General features: G+C 38.1%; 12 protein-coding genes. 4 read left to right on the top strand and 8 right to left on the bottom strand.

All coding sequences use genetic code 11. The annotated features are described in order from the left end of the window. Positions 1 to 180 precede the first annotated feature (180 nt). Positions 181 to 1,023: a universal stress protein gene (locus VLZ86_RS11760; RefSeq protein WP_325451548.1), complete on the top strand. Its 843-nt coding sequence runs from the start codon at positions 181 to 183 to the stop codon at positions 1,021 to 1,023. 119 nt (positions 1,024 to 1,142) lie between these two features. On the opposite strand, the gene VLZ86_RS11755 is transcribed toward VLZ86_RS11760, so the two are convergent. The 3 genes from VLZ86_RS11755 to VLZ86_RS11745 form a co-directional block, all read right to left on the bottom strand. After that, complete coding sequence (locus VLZ86_RS11755; RefSeq protein ID WP_325451546.1) at positions 1,143 to 2,456, bottom strand: serine hydrolase domain-containing protein; 1,314 nt, start codon at positions 2,454 to 2,456, stop codon at positions 1,143 to 1,145. Between the two features lie 3 nt (positions 2,457 to 2,459). Beyond that, positions 2,460 to 4,964 carry a beta-N-acetylhexosaminidase gene (locus tag VLZ86_RS11750; RefSeq protein ID WP_325451544.1) on the bottom strand — a complete coding sequence of 835 codons (2,505 nt, stop codon included), beginning with the start codon at positions 4,962 to 4,964 and terminating at the stop codon, positions 2,460 to 2,462. Positions 4,965 to 5,301: 337 nt separating this feature from the next. Then, positions 5,302 to 6,051: a DeoR/GlpR family DNA-binding transcription regulator gene (locus tag VLZ86_RS11745; RefSeq protein ID WP_325451542.1), complete on the bottom strand. Its 750-nt coding sequence runs from the start codon at positions 6,049 to 6,051 to the stop codon at positions 5,302 to 5,304. A 184-nt stretch (positions 6,052 to 6,235) separates the two neighbouring features. On the opposite strand from VLZ86_RS11745, the gene VLZ86_RS11740 reads away from it, so the two are divergent. Then, positions 6,236 to 9,502, top strand: coding sequence for a TonB-dependent receptor (locus VLZ86_RS11740; protein ID WP_325451540.1), 3,267 nt, complete (start codon positions 6,236 to 6,238; stop codon positions 9,500 to 9,502). A gap of 24 nt (positions 9,503 to 9,526) precedes the next feature. Further along, positions 9,527 to 11,257, top strand: a complete 1,731-nt coding sequence (locus VLZ86_RS11735; protein ID WP_325451538.1) for a RagB/SusD family nutrient uptake outer membrane protein — start codon at positions 9,527 to 9,529, stop codon at positions 11,255 to 11,257. Between the two features lie 606 nt (positions 11,258 to 11,863). On the opposite strand, the gene VLZ86_RS11730 is transcribed toward VLZ86_RS11735, so the two are convergent. The 4 genes from VLZ86_RS11730 to VLZ86_RS11715 all read right to left on the bottom strand — a co-directional run bounded on the left by VLZ86_RS11730 (position 11,864) and on the right by VLZ86_RS11715 (position 17,188). Beyond that, positions 11,864 to 13,555, bottom strand: coding sequence for a glycoside hydrolase family 3 protein (locus VLZ86_RS11730; RefSeq protein ID WP_325451536.1), 1,692 nt, complete (start codon positions 13,553 to 13,555; stop codon positions 11,864 to 11,866). Continuing rightward, the gene (murQ, locus tag VLZ86_RS11725) at positions 13,552 to 14,373 is read right to left on the bottom strand and encodes an N-acetylmuramic acid 6-phosphate etherase (protein ID WP_325451534.1); all 822 of its coding nucleotides are present in this window, start codon (positions 14,371 to 14,373) and stop codon (positions 13,552 to 13,554) included. The genes VLZ86_RS11730 and murQ overlap by 4 nt, the downstream gene beginning before the upstream one ends. Before the next feature lie 44 nt (positions 14,374 to 14,417). After that, positions 14,418 to 15,881, bottom strand: a complete 1,464-nt coding sequence (locus VLZ86_RS11720; RefSeq protein ID WP_325451532.1) for a sodium:solute symporter — start codon at positions 15,879 to 15,881, stop codon at positions 14,418 to 14,420. A gap of 197 nt (positions 15,882 to 16,078) precedes the next feature. Then, complete coding sequence (locus VLZ86_RS11715) at positions 16,079 to 17,188, bottom strand: DUF5009 domain-containing protein (RefSeq protein WP_325451530.1); 1,110 nt, start codon at positions 17,186 to 17,188, stop codon at positions 16,079 to 16,081. Positions 17,189 to 17,344: 156 nt separating this feature from the next. Between VLZ86_RS11715 and VLZ86_RS11710 the strand changes: the two genes are divergently transcribed. Continuing rightward, the gene (locus VLZ86_RS11710; protein ID WP_325451528.1) at positions 17,345 to 18,094 is read left to right on the top strand and encodes a DeoR/GlpR family DNA-binding transcription regulator; all 750 of its coding nucleotides are present in this window, start codon (positions 17,345 to 17,347) and stop codon (positions 18,092 to 18,094) included. Between the two features lie 77 nt (positions 18,095 to 18,171). Here VLZ86_RS11710 and VLZ86_RS11705 read toward each other — a convergent pair. Next, on the bottom strand, positions 18,172 to 19,488 hold a 1,317-nt coding region (locus VLZ86_RS11705; protein ID WP_325451526.1), incomplete at its 5' end, for a M1 family aminopeptidase.

Here is a 19,488-nt window from a genome sequence, read left to right as displayed (position 1 = left end):
TCACCGTTAAACCCTTGAGTTTTGTCATTTGGTAGCGTACCTCTGCTCCTTAGCCCTCAATACAGTGATTAAACTACTCCCCTACACCTATTTTAATTCAATAGCTTTTTGATGACATAAATCATTTTATCTTTTCAGATTAACTGTTAAGTTTGCATAATAAGGATAAATGACAATAGAATGAGACATCATATTTTATTACCTACAGATTTTTCAGAGAATGCCTGGAGTGCGGCACTTTACGCCATAAAACTATACGCCACAAAACCGTGTACATTTTATTTTTCCCATGCTTGGACCTTTGTGAATACGGGATCAAGAACTTATATTTCCCCAAGTTATATTGACAAGCTCAAAAACTCAGCTAAAGAGCAATTGACTGAACTGACAGAAAATGCCAAAAGTGTAAGTACAAATAGTGATCATAAGTTTGAAACCATTTATAGTGAAGATTTTCTTACAGAGTCTATAAAAGGTGCAATTAATAAATACGCTATAGATATGGTGGTTATGGGCACAAAAGGTGCCACTGGAGCAAAAGAGTTTCTTTTGGGAAGCAACAGTGTGACCGTAATTAAGAAAGTGAAACTTTGTCCTATCTTGTTGATTCCCCGTAATTATGAATTTGTAATGCCAGAGCGCATCGCTTTTGCTAATGGCTTCAAAAGATCTTACGGAGATGAATTACATGCCATAACAAAATTATCACAATTGCATAACTCTAATATAGAAATTGTCCATATTAACAACAAAGATGATCTGACTGAGTTTCAAAATAGCAATGTAAAAGCTCTAAAAGAGTTTTTAAAAGACCATCCTCATACTTTCCATTGGATTCCGGAACGAGGTAAAAAAGAACAAATTTTATCAAACTTCATTGAGGAAAAAGACATTCAGCTATTGGTGATGATTAATTATGAGCGTAGCTTTATAGAAGATTTGCTCAATGAACCTATCATCACGAAACTGGGATATCATTCCATCATTCCATTTATGGTGATACCACACCCAGCAGGATCTTAGTTCAATAGCATGCGTTCATTAAAGCGCAATTTCCTTTTTTGGACTAATAAACCACAGCTTGGATTTGGGTCAACAACAGAAATGGGATGGTTTTTTTACTTCCTCTGAAAGTGTGCTTTTTAATGCTGTAAGGTGTTGACTTGTTTCCAAATTTTAGGACCAAAATCATCTTCATACATTAACCGGTTGGTCCGTGTTGGATGAACCCGATTGGTAAGAATAACTACAAACATCTGTGTATCGGGATTCATAAAGAAGAAAGTTCCGGTATAGCCCGTATGGCCAAAATCCTTTTTACCGTAAAACTCGTTCGGTTTGCGCTTATCAAAACCAATTCCACGATAAATGCCTTTTTTGGCCAAAGGCGATTTTGTAAACTTCCTAACCACCTTTGGCTTTAAAACCTGTTTGCCCTGATAGTTCCCTTTGTCTAATAACATCTGACAAATTACAGAGACAGAGGTTGCATTTGCAAATAAGCCCGCATTCCCAGAAACTCCACCTAAAATAGCAGCAGCCTCATCATGAACGTAACCTCTTAAGGTGTCCTTTCGGAAAAAATTGTCAATCTCCGTCGGGATCACGTTTTCTTCAGAAGTCCATTTCAAAGGATTGTATCCAATTTTTGAAATCCCCAATTCACTGTAGTTTTCCTTAGCTAAAATGTCCAATGTTTTTCCTGTTTTAGTTTCCAGCATTTGTTGTGCAAGAAGTAAATTCAGGTCACTATACAAATAATCACCTCTAGTACGGGTTAGTGCCAAAGAAATGTCATCATTGACCTTATCATAAAATTCTGGATTCAGCCACATGTTTTTATAAATCTGGACATAATTTTCCTTCGGTTCAAAAGAGAGGTATTTAGGATCGTATACAATGTGTTTATTGACATACATATCTCCAAACAGATTAGGATAATCTTCAGATTGATCAGGACTCAACAACGCAAGTCCGTCTGGAGTTGACAACAGACTTTGGTAAAAGGTAATGAAAGGTTTTAGTCCTGAGGTATGCGTTAAAAGTTCAAAAAGACTTAAATCGGCAATGGCGGTAGGTTTATAAAAAGATACTACATCGCCTAATTTATCCTCCAACTTTATTTTATTTTCGCCCACCAAATGCATGGCTACCAAGGTCGCTCCCAAAACTTTAGACATGGAGGCCAAATCATACACATCTTCTGGTTTTACCAGTTCTTGTTTTGAATAATCGTGATAGCCATAGTTTTTGGAAATAAAAATAGAATCCTTACTGCCCACGATAATTTGTGCTCCTGGGAAAAAACCTTTTTCAAGCGCGTTGTACATCATGGAATCAATATAAACTTCATTTTGAACGGTATCAAAAACCCTGTCGTGATGTTTTAGGGATTTGCAACCAGTCGCAAAACACATCAAAAGAACAAATAGGATACTTACGGTAATTTTTTTCATTATTTAGGGATTTATTCTTAAATCCTGGCCCGCCACAATGGGTTCATGGTTGGTTCCAGTGATCATAATTTTAATTGCTTTTACGGGTTGTTTTGGGTAAATGGATGCCGTTCCATAATCAAACGCCTCCCCTTTTTCAAAATCGGTGCCGTTATAGGAATATTCAACATGACCATCATTGACAAAAAATCGGGGATGGTTTGGAATTCCTGTTAAAACTTCAATTTTAGATGATGTTACAGGAATTGAAAAAGTATATAAAATCCAATCGCCATTTTCACAAGGAACATCGGTGCGCAAATAGGTATCTGGATTATAATCCTCTAAATTTGAGATTGGAAATCTTGGATTTTCAGACATGGATGAAGTGACTTTCACCTCGGGCTCCAAGTAGGGAGAATAATGGAGTTTCACTTTTGCTGAAGAGGCTTTTTCTTCTTTATTTTCTACGGTAAATTCCAGTTTGTAACTATTTTTATCAGAATAATTTTCAATCAAAAAACGCATTTGAGGTTTCGATTTCAAAAGCTGTTCTTCTGAATAAGTGGTTAATAATTTATCGTTTTCAAAAAGCGAAGTTTCCTTAACCACACCATGAGCTGATTGCTCATCTTTAGAATTAAAACTGAGGTAATAAATCCCGTTCTTATCAATATGTTCAGAAATATGCTCTGATAGCTTTAAAGTTTCACTTTGAGAAGTGTTCCATGCTGCCACCGGTGGTTTTTCCGCTTTTACAACCGGACTTGCGGAAACCGCATTGAAAAAACTACGGAACCGATAGTTTTGGAAGTCTTTGGTTTCAATTGGAAGGTTATATATAGGAGATTCCATAGTGGGTTCCTTTCCTTCGGCATCATAATGCACCAAAGCGCCTTCATATGGAGGTGTCACGGTAATGGTTCCGTCATTATAAATTGCCTTAGGTGGAAAATCCCTGAAGGCTATACCCATATTGGCCAGACGTTGGAGATGGCTATTTGTTAATCGGCCATAAAAATCTTCCCAATTTTTAGCTTCTTTTTTAGACCATGCCACTTCTGACAATGCTGAAATTCGTGGATAGCTTTGGTATTCCATAAACCGTTCGGGACGGTCAAGATATTCACTCCACAAAGCACCATGGACACCTTTGATCAATTTTTGCTCTTTCATGGACAAGTCGTTTTCCGGAATGGGCTCAAAGCCATACACGCGTTCGGTATCAATAATTGCCGCCCAACGATGTCCGCGTTCGGAGGGTGATTGTGCCATATCAAAATAAGTGTATTGTCCAGGAATCATAATGGTGGTGTATCCTTTCTTAGCAGATTCAATGCCGTAATTCACACCTTGCCATGCAAAAATTTGTGTTTTGGGACTCAATTCTCCACCTTTCATTATCTCGTTCCAACCTGCCGCTTTTCTATTGTATTTCTCGACAATCTTTTCGACCCGTCTAAAGAAATAATTCTGCAACTGGAACGTATCAGTAAAACCTTCATTTTGCATCAAGGCCTGACATTCTGGACATTGTTCCCAAGTAGCACGGTTAACTTCATCTCCCGCAACGTGAATGTATTCAAAAGGGAATAACTCTGTGAATTCTTTAATAATACCATCCAATACCTGGTAGTTTTCTTCGCGACCCACACACCAAACATTATCGACTTCCCCTTGAACACTCTTTGTTTGATGGGTGATGACGCAACCCAGCTCTGGATAGGCACCAATGACTGCACGAGAATGTCCGGGGATTTCGATTTCCGGCATGATTGAAACGCCTCTTGCCAAAGCATAGGTCACCACCTCTTTTATATCTTCTTGGGTATAAAATCCACCGTAACGTTGATTTCCGGAGCCATAAGCTGGAGGCAATACTTCTCCTGGACCTCTCCAAGCACCCTTTAAAGTTAAATCGGGCATGGATTTGATTTCTATTCTCCAACCATTGTCATCCGTAAGATGCCAATGGAAAATATTCATTTTATGTGCGGCCAACCAATCAATATAGTTTTTCACCGTCTCTTTATCAAAAAATTGTCTGGATACATCAAGCATCATTCCACGCCATTCAAAACGAGGGTAATCTTCAATGGATACAAAAGGAATTGTTCCTTTTTCAACCTCTTTTGCTGAACTGATTTGAAGCAAGGTCTGAAAACCACTTAAGAGGCCGTTTGCAGATTTTCCTTGTATAAGCACTCCTTCCTTGTTGACGGTCAATTTATAACCCTCCTCTGGAAGCCTGATTTTTTCATCGACCAAAAAGGCAATTGATTTTTTTCCCTGTTTGGTACCGATCAAAACTTTTGGCGTAATTCCAGTGCTTTTTAAAAATTCGGCACGGATATACTCCGCACTATTTTGCAGTTTTTCATCCAGTATAAGTTTCGGCGATAATGGAATTTGGAACACCTCCCCTTGCTGTTCTATGAGGACCGGTTTTGGGATGATGTCTAATTTCTGGGCTAGTACTATATTTAAAGAACCTAAATAAACAGCTATAAGTAGCAGGGTTTTCCGCATGGTTTTTCGTATTAAAAATTATATGGTTTAAACTTATCGAGAGGGTTATTGAACTTTCCTTTTAGGAAGTTTCTTTCTTTTGTTTTTTAATTCTGTCCGGATTCTTACGAAACCTGCTAATTTGGGAGTTGATCTATCCAACTCAAGATTTTAAAACCCTATAAATCAGAGTCAAATATCCAAAATTAGCCTTGATTTTGAACGAAAAATCTTTTTATGATTAAAATTCCTAAGTACGCAAACGCGACCTGAAATGTTAAAATGACTTTACGTTTTTCTACGTTTTTGTTACATTAAAAAACGCATAAAAACGCATAATGATCTTCTAAGGATGTCATTATAATATCTTTATACCAGTTTTTCGGTACTTCTCCAGCCGGTCATCATCTGGATCCAATTCGGTAACTATAGTGTCCAGCTCCTGGAGCTCACATACGCCATGCGGCATTTTAGTGTTTAATTTATTCGACGTAAACATGGAAACGACTTTATCAGACGATGCTATCATCGCTTTCTTGACCACAGAAACCTCATAGCCTACCTCCGTTAATCCTTGTTTAACATTAATACTACTGGCACCGATAAAGCATATGTCGGCCTGAATTTTAGATAATACCTGGATGACATCAATTCCTATCGTAACCATTGCACTTTTCTGCATTTTTCCGCCTATTAATATAAGTTCAATGTTTGGGTATTGGGACAGTTGCATGGCTATTGGCAGACTATAAGTGTAGATGGTTAGCCTTAAGTGCTCTGGAATAAATTTCGCAAATACAAGATTTGTGGTACCGCCACTCATGATGATCACCTGATCATCATGCAACAACGACAAGGCCTTTTTTACAATTTTTTCCTTTTTTTCTTCTGCACTGATATAAACATTGTAAGTATGACTCGGTCTTTCTTTGATCAACAGCGCTCCACCATAAACTTTTTTAAGCAGTTTCTTACGGTCTAATTCATTCAAATCTCTTCTCACAGTATCTTCTGATAAATCAAGATCTATGGCCAGATCCGTAGTCACCACTTTTTGCTCCGCTCGAAGCTTCTCCATGATATAACTGTGTCTTTGGGCTTTAAGCATAGTTTAAAAGGTTTATGGTCAAACACAAATATATTAAAATAATTGAATTCAAAACCTGCAAATGACATCAAAGTTGCAGGAGTTTGCATTTTGTACGATATTTCTAAAATTATTTTTCAAAAAACGCATTTATACGCATTTATTAAATATATTTGTTAATTAACCACATAAAGACTAAAGAATTATGAAGAAATTTTTCCTCATTCCGTTTTTGTTTCTTTTGGTCCAAGCCACATTTGGACAAACTATAACGATTTCGGGAACTGTAACAAACAAAGCCGACGGGATTCCCATACCAGGAGTGAATGTGCTTGTCAAAGGAACTACTAAGGGTAGTTCAACTGATTTTGATGGTAAATACAGTATTGCCGTTTTACCAGGCGAAACTCTAAGCTTCAGTTATATTGGATTTGAAACCCAAGAAGTTATAATTGAAGGTCAACAAACGGTCAATATCAATCTAACAGAGAGTTCATCTGTGTTGGATGAAATTGTTATTGTGGGTTTCTCTACCCAGAAAAAAGTAAATCTTACGGGCGCAGTTTCCAGTATAGACGTGGATAAAGCCCTGGGCAGCAAACCAATAACGGACCTGACCAAAGGCTTACAAGGAACCACTCCAGGATTAAATGTAACTTTTAATTCAGGAAACATCGGTAAAACTTCCAATATCAATATCCGGGGCGCTGGAACCATTATCAACGGTACCGCTACGGGTTCTCCTTTAGTATTGGTAGATGGTGTCCCATCGGACATGTCGCTTATCAACCCTGAAGATGTTGCTTCTATTTCAGTACTTAAAGACGCGGCCTCGGCTTCGATCTATGGTGCGAGAGCAGCTTTTGGAGTGATATTGATAACCACAAAAAGTGGTAAAGGTGCTGAAGGTAAAGTCAGATTTGCCTATAGCAGCAGTTATGGCTGGAGCAATCCAATTTCATTAGTAGAATTTAATGACCCTACAATTGAACTTCCAGCAATGATTGAAGCACAAGCGCGTGCAGGTAATGCCAATCCAGAATCTTTTGGAATGAATTACAAAACTTTACTTCCAGGCATCATTAATTGGAAACAAAAATATGCGTCTTCAAGAACCAGCAGTGATAAGAACATGATCTTGGGAGAAGATTTTGAGGTTATTGGAGGTAAACATTATTTCTATAGAATATGGGATCCGCACGAAGAGATGTTGAAGAAAAACGCGGTTCAAATGTTCCATAACTTATCTGCTCAAGGTTCTTTGGGAGAAAAAAGTTCATTTATTGTTTCTCTCGGGATTTCCAATCAAGATGGTGTTATGAACATCCAAACAGAAACCAATGAAAAGATCAACCTGAACATGGGTATGACTACACAATTGGCTGATTGGCTTACGGGTGATTTCAAGGTTCTTTCATCTTTCCAACAGTACGAATCGCCATTTAACTACTACAACAGCGGATTGGATACGGCTGGAAATGGTTATTTTGGATACTATATGCGTTGGGGTTCTTTTTTTCCTTATGGAACCTATAACGATGTCTCGTTCCGTCATGCACCGGGCTACATGAGAAATGCATCGATGAATAAAAGAATTGAAAATGATACGCGACTTAGTGCGAAGTTGACAGCTCAAATTACCGAAGACTTTAACATCATTGGAGAATATAGTGTCAGCAATAATTTTTTCAGCAATAAAATGAACGGTGGTCAAGTGCCATTGTGGGACTGGTGGACAGGCGCAGGAGATTTAGTGGCAGGAAAACCTACGATGATGGAATCAGGTAATGATTTTGTGGCCCAGGTTAAATCCTCTTCTGTAACAAATGTTGCCAACGTTTATGCCAATTACTTTAAAACCCTCAACGATGTACACAATTTTCATGTGCTTGCTGGTTTAAATACAGAGTGGCAAACTTTTGAAAGAACCTATGCCCGTAGAAACACCTTATTAGACAAAAATAAGCCAGAGTTTAACTTGGCCATTGGTGATCAATTTACATCGCCGCTAAGTTCAAATTCCACGCTTAATCCTGGTTTATCGGATTATGCCATTGCCGGAGTTTTTGCGCGTTTAAATTATGATTACAACGGGATCTATTTATTGGAACTGAATGCGCGTTATGATGGCTCTTCAAAGTTTCCAACAAATGAGCAGTGGGGATTCTTCCCATCTGCGTCTGCTGGATATAGAATTTCAAAAGAAAAATTCATGGAAGGCACGAGCGATTGGTTAAATGATCTAAAAATACGTGCTTCAATAGGATCAATAGGAAATCAAAACATTGCAAATAATGCGTTTTTGGCGGTGATGTCACGCTCTAATCCATGGTGGATAGGAAGTGGAATGTCAGTGCCTCCTTCTGTATCGTTACCAAGCAATGTGGATCCTTATTTAACTTGGGAAAAAGTAACTACCCAAGACATCGGATTGGATCTGAGAATTTTCAATATGTTGGGAATGACGTTTGATTACTACCAACGTGATACAAAGGGTATGTTATCTCCAGGAAAAACACTTCCAGGTTCATTTGGACAATCTGCTGCGAATACCAACTCAGGAAATCTTAGAACTAGAGGTTGGGAATTGGGAATCAATTTCAATAAAAACATCTCAAATGACGTATCTGTTTATGCAGATCTTACACTTTCTGATTATACTACAGAGGTTACTGAGTGGAATAACACTACTAAATTGTTAGGTTCTTATTATACCGGCCAGAAAATTGGTGAAATTTGGGGGTTGACTACTGAAGGACTTATCCAGTCTTCCGATAATGTAGATGCTACCGGTTTAATTGTAAACGGAGTAGATTACACTGATATCCGAAAAGGCGCTTTTAAATACGGTCCTGGAGATGTCATGTACAAAGATTTAGATGGTGATGGAAAAATCACAAGAGGTAAAGGAACGGCGGAAGAGCCAGGAGATTTAAGCGTGATTGGTAATACAACACCTAAATACCAATACGGAATGCGTTTTGGAGGCGCTTTTTATGGATTTGACGTTGATGCTTTCTTCCAAGGTGTTGGTGAGCGTCAATATTGGGCTACTTCAGATTTAGTATTGCCTTTCTACAATAGAACGGATGCTATGTACGGCCATATGAATGATTATTGGACCCCTGATAATACAGATGCCTTTTATCCTAATCCTTATCCTAACCACGCTGCAAACGCTTTTGGTGGCTATGCGCCAGGATCAAACAACTTTGTTGCACAGTCTAGATATTTATTGAACATGTCTTACTTAAGATTGAAGAGTCTCACAGTAGGTTATACAATACCTGAAAGTGTGACTAAGAAAATAGGAATTGACAAATTGAGACCTTACGTCTCTGGTCTGAACTTAGTGACTTGGAAAAACAGCAAGTTACCAGTAGATCCAGAAATCAACGATGCGGAATCAGCTTGGGGTAGAACCTTCCCATATGCCAAAACATGGTCCCTAGGTGTTCAAATTACATTTTAAAAACTAATTAAAAAATTAAAAAAAATGAGAAAATTAATAATAAACTCCAAGGTAAAGCTCTCTGTCCTTGCGCTTTCAATGGCAGGGCTGGCTTATAACTGCTCGGATTATTTAGACACGCCCCCTAAAGATGTTTTCACGGATGATAACTTTTGGACTTCTGAAAATAATGTTAGAACATTTTCTTGGTTGAATTATGATACCTTTTTTGGATATGGGAATAATGCGAGTACAACCTCCGATTTCTATTTTCATAATTCATCTAATTTAGACGATAATCTAGCGATGAATGTTTTCATTAATCTGAATACGACTGCAAACGCGACCAATGCCAATTGGAATAATTATTACACGTTGATCCGTCGTACCAATTTAATGTTAGAACGTGTTCCTACAGTTCCTATGGACGAGGCTAAGAAAAACCATTATTTGGGTGTGGCCAAGTTTTTTAGAGCCTTCACTTACTTCAGATTGGCTCAAGAGTTTGGAGATGTTCCTTACACAGACATGTACTTAAGCCAGAACGATGCTAATGTTTATAAACCAGCATTAAGCAGAGCTCAAGTGATTGACAATGTCATTAAGGATTTAGAAGAAGCCATTACGCTACTTTTGGAAGAAGACGATAAAAATACGACCGTGAACAAATACACCGCATATGCGTTGTTGAGCCGCGTTGGACTTTATGAAGGAACTTATAGAAAATATAATACTTCTCAAGATGGAAGCGAGTATCTTCTAAAATCCAAAGCTGCCGCCATGATGGTTATGGACAATCCTAAATATGCGTTACAATCAGATTGGAAATCACTATATAACTCAGTTGAATTACTGGGCAACCCTGAAGTGATCCTTGCAAAAAGATACATCCAAGGAGTTTTGGCCAATTCCATACAGGCTTACACCAACACCTCGACGGTGCAAAGTGGATTGACAAAATTTGCTGCGGAAAGCTATGTGACTACCAACGGACTACCAATTAAACAAGTTGGTGGAAACCCACAGTTTCTTGGAGATGAAAACATCACCAATACTTTTGCCAATAGAGATCCTCGTTTTGCTAAGGCATTTGGCACTGAAGATTATGCGTATTCAGACAAACCTTGGAATGGACTCACCTCTATAACAGGATATGTTTTCCAATTGTTTAATAACCCTGCATTATCTGGTCCTGAAGTCACCACTATTGGTCAAAATCATATTGATGCACCTATCTTTACACTTAGTGAGGTCTATTTGAACTATGCAGAAGCTAGCGCAGAGCTAGGAACGATTTCCAATGCCGATTTGGATGCGTCTATCAACAAAGTACGCGCACGTGCTGGAATCGCAACGCTAACAACCGATGGTACTAATGCCATGGTAAATGGTGTTCAAATAGAAGATCCGCAAAGAACTTCTGCCCTAGAACAAATTACTGGAGCTGTTAACCCAATTATTTGGGAGATTCGTCGTGAGCGTCGTACTGAGTTTATGAGCTGGACAGCCATGCGACAAGCAGATATTTTACGTTGGAAGAAAGGCGATTATTTGGATTCATCGGCTAACCCTGATGTCGTATTAGGTGCCAGAATCCCATCCTTGATTGGTACAGATTCTAAAACGAAAGTAAATGCTGAAGGTTACGTCATTCCGTATGCAGGCGTGACGAGAGATTTCGTTTCTCCAAAACATTACTTAAGTGCCATTCCAACAAACGACATCAGTTTGTATGAGGCTGAAGGCGTGGAATTGAAACAAAATCCGGGTTGGTAATTAGAACTTAGTTACAACCGAAATATTTCAAATAAAAAACTAGCTCTGGGTCTTAAGCCCGGAGCTAGTCATTTTAAGTGGTCAGCATCATCCAATGGCATTGAGAAAACATCATTTGTAGGTTTCGTCAAAGAGTAAAGTACTTATTTTTCCAATTTTGTAATCCACAAGAAATGACCCACGACTATGTTATGAAATTGAAACTTAACAAGGCTTGTGACTTGAAGTTTGTTACCAACTTCATATCTAAAATAAAAACCAGCTCTAGGCCTAACGCCTGGAGCTAGTCATTTAAAGTACTCATTACTATACATAAGAATTGGGACAAACGCATTTGTATGCGCTTTCTGAAAGTAAATCACTCAATTCCCATTACTGTAGGACTGAGATTCAAATTCTGTCGGGGTTGTTGGTAATTACAAAGAAAATGTTCGATACTTAAGACCATTATAATCTTAAACAAAAAACTAGCTCTGGGTATTAAACCTGGAGCTAGTTATTTAAGGCGATAATTTAGGGATACTACTGTAAAATAGCAGCTATTAAATCTTTCTTAATTATAGAGCCGCATTGTGCTCCCATCTGTTCAATGGAATCACCTAACAATTATTTTGCCATGTTGATTCTTGAATGGACTGGAAAAGTTTCAGAAATAGAGGCTGGCAACTCTCCTATCGCTTCTGTTTCTCCAAAGATGATTTCAGCAGAAATTGTGTTGGCATCTTCTACATTCTCATAAGAAATCAAGATACTTTCTACAGTTTCCAAATTCATTTCTTTTAAGCTATACTGTGTCGCAAACAGCGCCAGTACCGTTTTAGTGTTTTTTGAGACCGCTTCAATCAGGTCTCTGTCAGTACCTGAAATGGCATGTGTAAGACGTGAGTTTTTACGATGATAGCCAATAACAATTCTATCGTAAGATTGAATCGCTTCCAACAGTTCTTCTTTTGATAGCGTGGAGATATCAGTAATAGGACCTCTCTGCTTTAATGCATTGATAAAACTATCGGAAGTACCATCTCCCAATTTTAGAAATGCCGTTTTTTCTTTTGTGTTTTTAGACAATGGTAAGACACCTCCGTCATTTTTAATAAGGGTAATGGCATTTTTAATCGCTGCTTTATATAGAATGCCATTCACGTCTTTACTCAAATCTTCCAAAAGACCTTCAGTATCAATTGGTGCATAATCATTAAGGCCCACGTTGTATTTGCCAGCAAGGATTTTCTTAACGGAATGCGCCAAGCGTTCTTCTGTGATATCGTTATTGTTGTAAGCTTCCACAATTTTTGAAATGGCTTTGGGAGCATCTTCAGTAAAAAGAAGAACGTCATTTCCCGCCATAAATGCAGCCAAGTCGATATCGCCTGGTTGTTTATAATTTGAGGCACCTTTCATGTTTAAGGCATCTGTAAAAATGAGTCCCTTAAAACCTAATTTTTCTTTTAATAGTTCCGTAACAATTGGATAGGACAGTGACGACGGTAAATTCTCCTGACTTTCCAAATTAGGAACGTTTAAATGGGCTACCATCACGCCTGCAACACCTTTTCTAAATAGGTTTTTGTAGGGATAAAGCTCTACAGAGTCAATACGTTCGGCACTAAAGGCCACCGTAGGAAGGGTTTTGTGAGAATCCGTAGCGGTATCTCCATGTCCTGGGAAATGCTTGGCACAGGCCAAAACGCCAGCGCTCTGCATACCCTCGGTAAAAGCAATGGATTTTTCTGTAACGTTAAATTTATCCTCTCCATAGGAACGCACTCCAATGACTGGGTTTTCTGAATTTGTATTGATATCCACAACCGGGGCAAAATTGATATGAATTCCCATACGCTGGCAATCCTCCCCTATTTGTTTTCCAATCTGCCTAACAAGGTCATTGTCCTTAATGGCACCAAGGGTCATATTATACGGATAGCGTGCAGTACTATCCAAACGCATATTCAAGCCCCATTCGCCATCAATTCCTATCATTAAAGGCACTTTAGAACTGGATTGGTATTGGTTGGTCAGGTTGGCTTGTCTAACGGGACCACCTTGGAAAAAGATAAGCCCGCCAATATGATGATCAGTAATTAGTTTTTGAATGGAATCTGAATGCGCTGGACTTCTATTGGAATAAGCCGCCACCATAACCAATTGTCCCACTTTTTCCTTAAGCGACATTGTGTTATAAATGCTATCCACCCAACGCGTTTGATGATCGGTACCAGTGGAATGTTTAGTAGGAATTTTGGCACAAGATGCCAACACAAAAACTACGATAAGGGATGTCAATAAAATATTTTTCATTTCTTATTTAAATTATAGGAATCAATTGCTTTACGAACGCTTTTATGCTCAGCCAATAACTTATCTGCCAAGTCTTCATCCACATGGAGTTCGTTCATGATCATTTGGACCGCTCTCGTGACCAACTTTTTATTGGAAAGTTGCATATCGATCATTTTATTGCCTCGCACCCTACCCAATTTAATCATTACTGTGGTAGAAATCATATTCAAGGCGAGCTTTTGGGCCGTTCCCGCTTTCATTCTGGTACTGCCCGTCACAAACTCTGGTCCTACAACTAATTCAACCGGAAAATCAACTTCTTGGGCTAATGGTGAGTTCTTATTGCAGGTAATACAGCCGGTGATAATTCCTGATTTCCTTGCTTCCTTTACAGCACCAATAACGTATGGTGTGGTACCAGAAGCTGCTATCCCGATAAGGACATCATGATCATTAATATTGTATTCCTGTAAATCTTTCCACCCCAATTCGGTATGGTCCTCCGCATTTTCAACCGCTTTCCTCAGGGCAACATCTCCTCCTGCAATAAGGGCTATAACCATATTGTGTGGTACGCCAAAGGTTGGTGGGCATTCAGAGGCATCCAAAATCCCCAAGCGGCCACTCGTGCCAGCTCCAATATAGAACAAGCGGCCACCATCTTTCATTTTGTCGTAGATGGCATCTACTAATCGTTCAATGGACGGGATGGCTTTTTCAAGGATCAGAGGCACCGTTTTGTCTTCCGTATTCATATTTGAAAGGAGATCAAACGTATTCATTTTTTCCAAATCATTATAAGCCGAGGGTTGTTCGGTGGTTAATTTATGTTCCATAGTATATAGACTGTTTTTAATTTCACAATAAAATATCGTATTAATTAGAGAGGTACATGACGTTTCTTTTTCACAAGCAATAAGCAAATTACCGTAAGGAGGGCATTGACAAAAATATTCATGAATCCAAAGTCGAAATTATACCATTCTATAAAAGCGTAATTTAGAAAATACGTGACCAATGGCATCGCGATACAGATATAGGGTACGGCATTGTCATGGACTTGTACTTTTGTAAAAATACCCAACATATAGAGACCCAACAAGGGTCCATAGGTATATCCTGCCACCTTGAAAATGGTTGAAATGACATCTCCCTTACTTTCTGAAAACAGCATGATAATGATAAAAATCAATACAGAAAAGCCAAATAAGGTACGATTTTTCAATTGCAGCCTTTTCTTGATTGGCTTAGTTTGAATGTTCAAAAAATCATGCGTAAACGATGTGGTGAGTGCTGTGATGGCAGAATCTGCACTCGAAAAAGACGCGGCGGTTATCCCTAAAATAAAACTGATTCCGGCAATCATACCAAAATGGGTTAAGGATAACATCGGGAACAGATTGTCGGTATTGATAAATTTCCCATCTTCCACTTCCAATGGAACACCTAGTTGTTCTGCATACAAATAAAGCATCACCCCTAATCCTAAGAACAGAAACTGGGCAACCGCCAAAAAAATACTAAAGGTCAGGATGTTTTTCTGTGCTTCTTTTTTGTTTTTGCAGGTTAAGGTTTTTTGCATCATATTTTGATCCAGCCCAACCATGGCCACGGCAATCAACATCCCAGATATAAATTGTTTGAAAAAGTTGTTGCCCGAATGGGAGTCCCAATCAAAAATCTTAAAATATTGGTGATCTGTCACTGCAGTAACCGTTTCTGAGATACTTAAATTCAAAGAGGTTTTTACCACATAAATGGAAACGAACACAGCCAATAAAAGAAAAAACGTCTGCAAGGAATCAGTCCACACAATGGTCTTAATTCCCGATTTATGGGTATATAACCATATAAGCGCCAAGATAATTATGACCGTGACAAAGAAAGGAATTTGGAAGGCATCAAAAACAGCATATTGTAAAATTTTAGCCGCTAACATCAATCTTAACGCTGCGCCCAAGGACTGCGATATCAAAAAGAACAAAGATCCAGTTTTGTAAGTCTTAATACCAAATCGGGTTTCTAAATAGGTATAAATTGAAACCAATTTCAAGTCGTAATAAATGGGAACCAATACGTAGGTGATAAATATATAGCCTACCACATTTCCAAAAACAAATTGTAAATAATAAAAATAATTATTGCCAACCATTCCCGGGATGGACACAAAGGTGACCCCAGAAAGTACGGCACCAATCATCCCAAAGGCCACGATTTGCCAAGGTGATTTTCGATCTCCCGTATAATAGGATTCATCACTTGAGTTTCGGGATACGAAATGGGAAATCAGCAGTAAGACTCCAAAATATAAGGCTATGATAATTAAAATTAAGGTGGCGCTCATTGGTGGCTTTAGTTTTTATTTTTAAAATCCATAAGTTAGGATTTTATGGTTAATTTTTAATAGGTTTTTCTACTCCGAAAATTTTTTCTCTACGAAGGCGATTAAAATTTCTTGACACACCTCATTGGTTTGTATTGTCGGACCAGTTCGTATGAAACAGTTTTAAACACCTGATTACTTTTATTTTCTTTGGGAATCTATATTTTAATAAAGATTTTCTTTCGATACAACAGGTAACATATAAACCAAAATACGATGATGTGGCTAATGGCAAACATTAACGAACCGTTCATATTGCCAAAGATAGGTGCGAACACTTTCGTAAATAGATAATTATACAAAGAGATTGGCGTTGAACTACCGGAAACTGGAATTTTGATCAGATAACTGATGGTCTTTGCATAGAGTCCAGAAAACACGAAAATAAACAAAGGGTTAGACCCAAAATGCACAAACGGTTTTGCCCAAGTTTGGTAATTCTTGTAATCGATAAGAAAAATTAAAAGGGCTAAAAACAGCGTTCCCAATCCTGCTGTATACATTACGTAAGAACTGGTCCATAACGGTTTGTTGAGCGGAAAAACAAGTGACCAAACCCAACCGATTACCACCATTATGATCCCGTAAATCAATAGCTTTTTGATTTTCAACTTAAGAGAGGTTTCGATATCAATAACCTGACCAATGAGATATCCTATAATGACGGTACCAACCGCAGGAATGGAAGACAGCACACCTTCTGGGTCAAACGGAATGCCAAAACCTTTATAGATATGATTTTCTCCGAATAGAAAAAGATCAAAGCGTCTGGCAATGTTCTCTTCTAAGGAATAAGGATCGGATGCTGCCCCAAAGTACAAGAGCGCCCAATAACCTAACAAGATGGCTGTTAGAGCGATCAGTAGTTTTTGTCTATTTAGTGCTAAGCAAAGCATGGCACCCGCACCGTAGGCTAAGGCAATTCGTTGCAAAACACCCATTACCCGCACTTTTTCAAAGTTAAAATAAGGGTATAAATTAAGTGCAAGGCCTATTAAAAATATAATAATAGCTCTCTTAATTATTTTGGAAGCAGTAGCTTTGGATAAAGTTGTTCCATATTTTTTAAAAGAAAAATACACCGACATCCCAACGATAAATAAAAAAAACGGAAATACGAGATCTGTTGGCGTGCATCCATGCCAAGCGGCATGTTTTAATGGAGCATAAATAAAACTCCAACTCCCAGGAGTATTGACAAGGATCATCAACGCAATAGTCAGACCCCTTAAAACATCCAGTGACATTAACCTTTTAGAAGTACTCATGATTTTGTAATTTGGCGAAATTTAAAATAAATCACCTCAAATATAGAATATTTTAGCTCATGATGCTCTAATAAGTATCTAAACAAGCAGTTTTATGCGTATATTTATAATAAGTTCGCATTTCTATGCTATTTTAGCTCGGAAAATAAAGTTGATATGAAGAAAAAAGAGCGTCAGCAAAAAATAATTGATGAAGTAAGCATCAACCGAAAAGTCAGCTCAAGCTTTTTAGCTGAGAAATTGGACGTGTCCGAAGACACCATAAGAAGAGACATTAAGGAGTTGGATGAGCAGGCGCTGTTGACCAAAGTACATGGTGGTGCCATTTCAACCATCCAAAAGTTATATCATTATAATGAAGATGTCATTTATAATAGAGAAAACAAGGTACGCATCGCTCTTAAAGCAATTCCATTAATTACCGATGGTATGGTGATCATCATGAGTGGCGGAACGACAAATTTAATGCTCGCCAAATTATTGCCTAAAAACTTAAAAGCCACCATCTATACGTATAGCCTTCCTATAGCGATGCAGCTAACGGAACATCCACTCATTGAAACTATATTTATTGGTGGCAAGATCCATAGAAGTTCTATGGTAACCATTGGGATTGATGTCATACAGTATTTGTCAAAATTAAGGGTCGATATTGCTTTTATAGGAGTTAGCGCTTTAAGTTTGAAGCAAGGCATCACTGATGAAGGATATGAAGTATCCCTTATTAAAAAAGCGATGATCGATGCTTCCCAACGTGCGGTTTTTTTAGCGACCTCCAATAAATTAAATACCATTCTCAATTACGACGTTTGTAGTTTCATTGAAATTGACACCATCGTCACTGATGTTGACCCTAAAAACCCTGAAATCAAAGATTACAGAGATGCCGGTTTGAATTTGGTATAGCTGTGTGCCTTACCCAATCACCCAAAACATAAAAGCGAAGATATACCTCGCTTTTACATTCTTTATTTTGTTTTAATTTATTCTTCCACCGATTTCAAATTGTCGTCCGAATTACGATCAATCAACTTGTTGTATGGATCGATCCCTGCCTTTAATGGTTTTTTATCGGTAATAATCGTAAAGGTGTTATCTCCAGATTCCAACCATTTAAGTTTAAAATACAATGGATTTTTGATGGTTATCCCATCGTCATTGACTACATCTTCGCCAAACAAACCAATATCGACTAAGTTTTTCTTATCATCCACCCTATCCTCTCTACCTTTATCATCATAATAGATTTTTTTGGAATTGACCGTAAACGTCGTTTCCCATTTGCCATTGTCCAAAGCTTTTGTTTTGGCCTTCAGTACTCTATTTTCATACAATACAATCTCTTTAAAACCATCATCCACTTTGTATTTCAAAGAGTCTGGAGTAACTGCATAAAGGGCATTATACAGATCTTCAGAAGTTGCATACACCCCTTTCTTATTGTATTTAAATTCTTCCAAAAAGTTTTTCAACCCACTATTCACCACATCTTCTCCCATGACATCCTGCAAATCATACATAATCATTGACCCTTTTTCGTACCAAATATAACCTCCAGTTTCTACGTTCATCAACGTGCGCTCTGGTTTAAAACTAAACTTTCTGTTTATTAAATAAGTATCCAAAGAGTTTTTTAAGAACGATTTGATCCCATTTTCACCATATTCTTGTTTCATGGTCATTAAGGATGCATATTCTGCCAAGGTTTCTGAAATAATATTAGCCCCTGAGGTTTTACTTGGCGTCACGATATGACCCCACCACTGGTGGGCCACCTCATGCGAAGTCACTCTAAAAGCATAATTAAAACTGTCGGCTTTGGAGAAATCGGCGGCAAAGCCAAAATCTTCAGAATACGGAATGGTGGTCGCAAAAGACTGTGCAAAAGTAGAATGTGCTGGAAACTCTATAATTCGAATTACAGAATACGGATATTCCAAAAAGTTTTTAGAATTGTAGTCCAATGCAATCTTAACTCCTTTGACAAAATACTCCAAATTCCGTTTATGCTTGGGGGAATGATAAATTTCTATCGCCACTTTTTTTCCACTTGGTGCGGTCCAACTATCCTTTTCGATGTCATAAGCGGCCGAAACAAAACTGAAGAAATAATCGGTTTTTTCTTCCAGTTGATACTGAAAATATCTTCGGTCATTGGCTTCCCATTGATTCGTAAGCGTTCCTGGGGCCACTGCTATTTGTCCTTTTGAAGTGCTTACTATGGCTTCAAAATTCAGATAATCGGCATCCTCATTGAACAAGTTTTTCTTTAATGCCAGACTGTCTGTTCTTGGTGGATA

The sequence above is a fragment of the Gelidibacter sp. genome, assembly GCF_035515035.1.
In the GTDB taxonomy this organism is placed as follows: Bacteria; Bacteroidota; Bacteroidia; order Flavobacteriales; family Flavobacteriaceae; genus Gelidibacter.
This window is presented reverse-complemented; position numbering and strand designations above follow the sequence as displayed.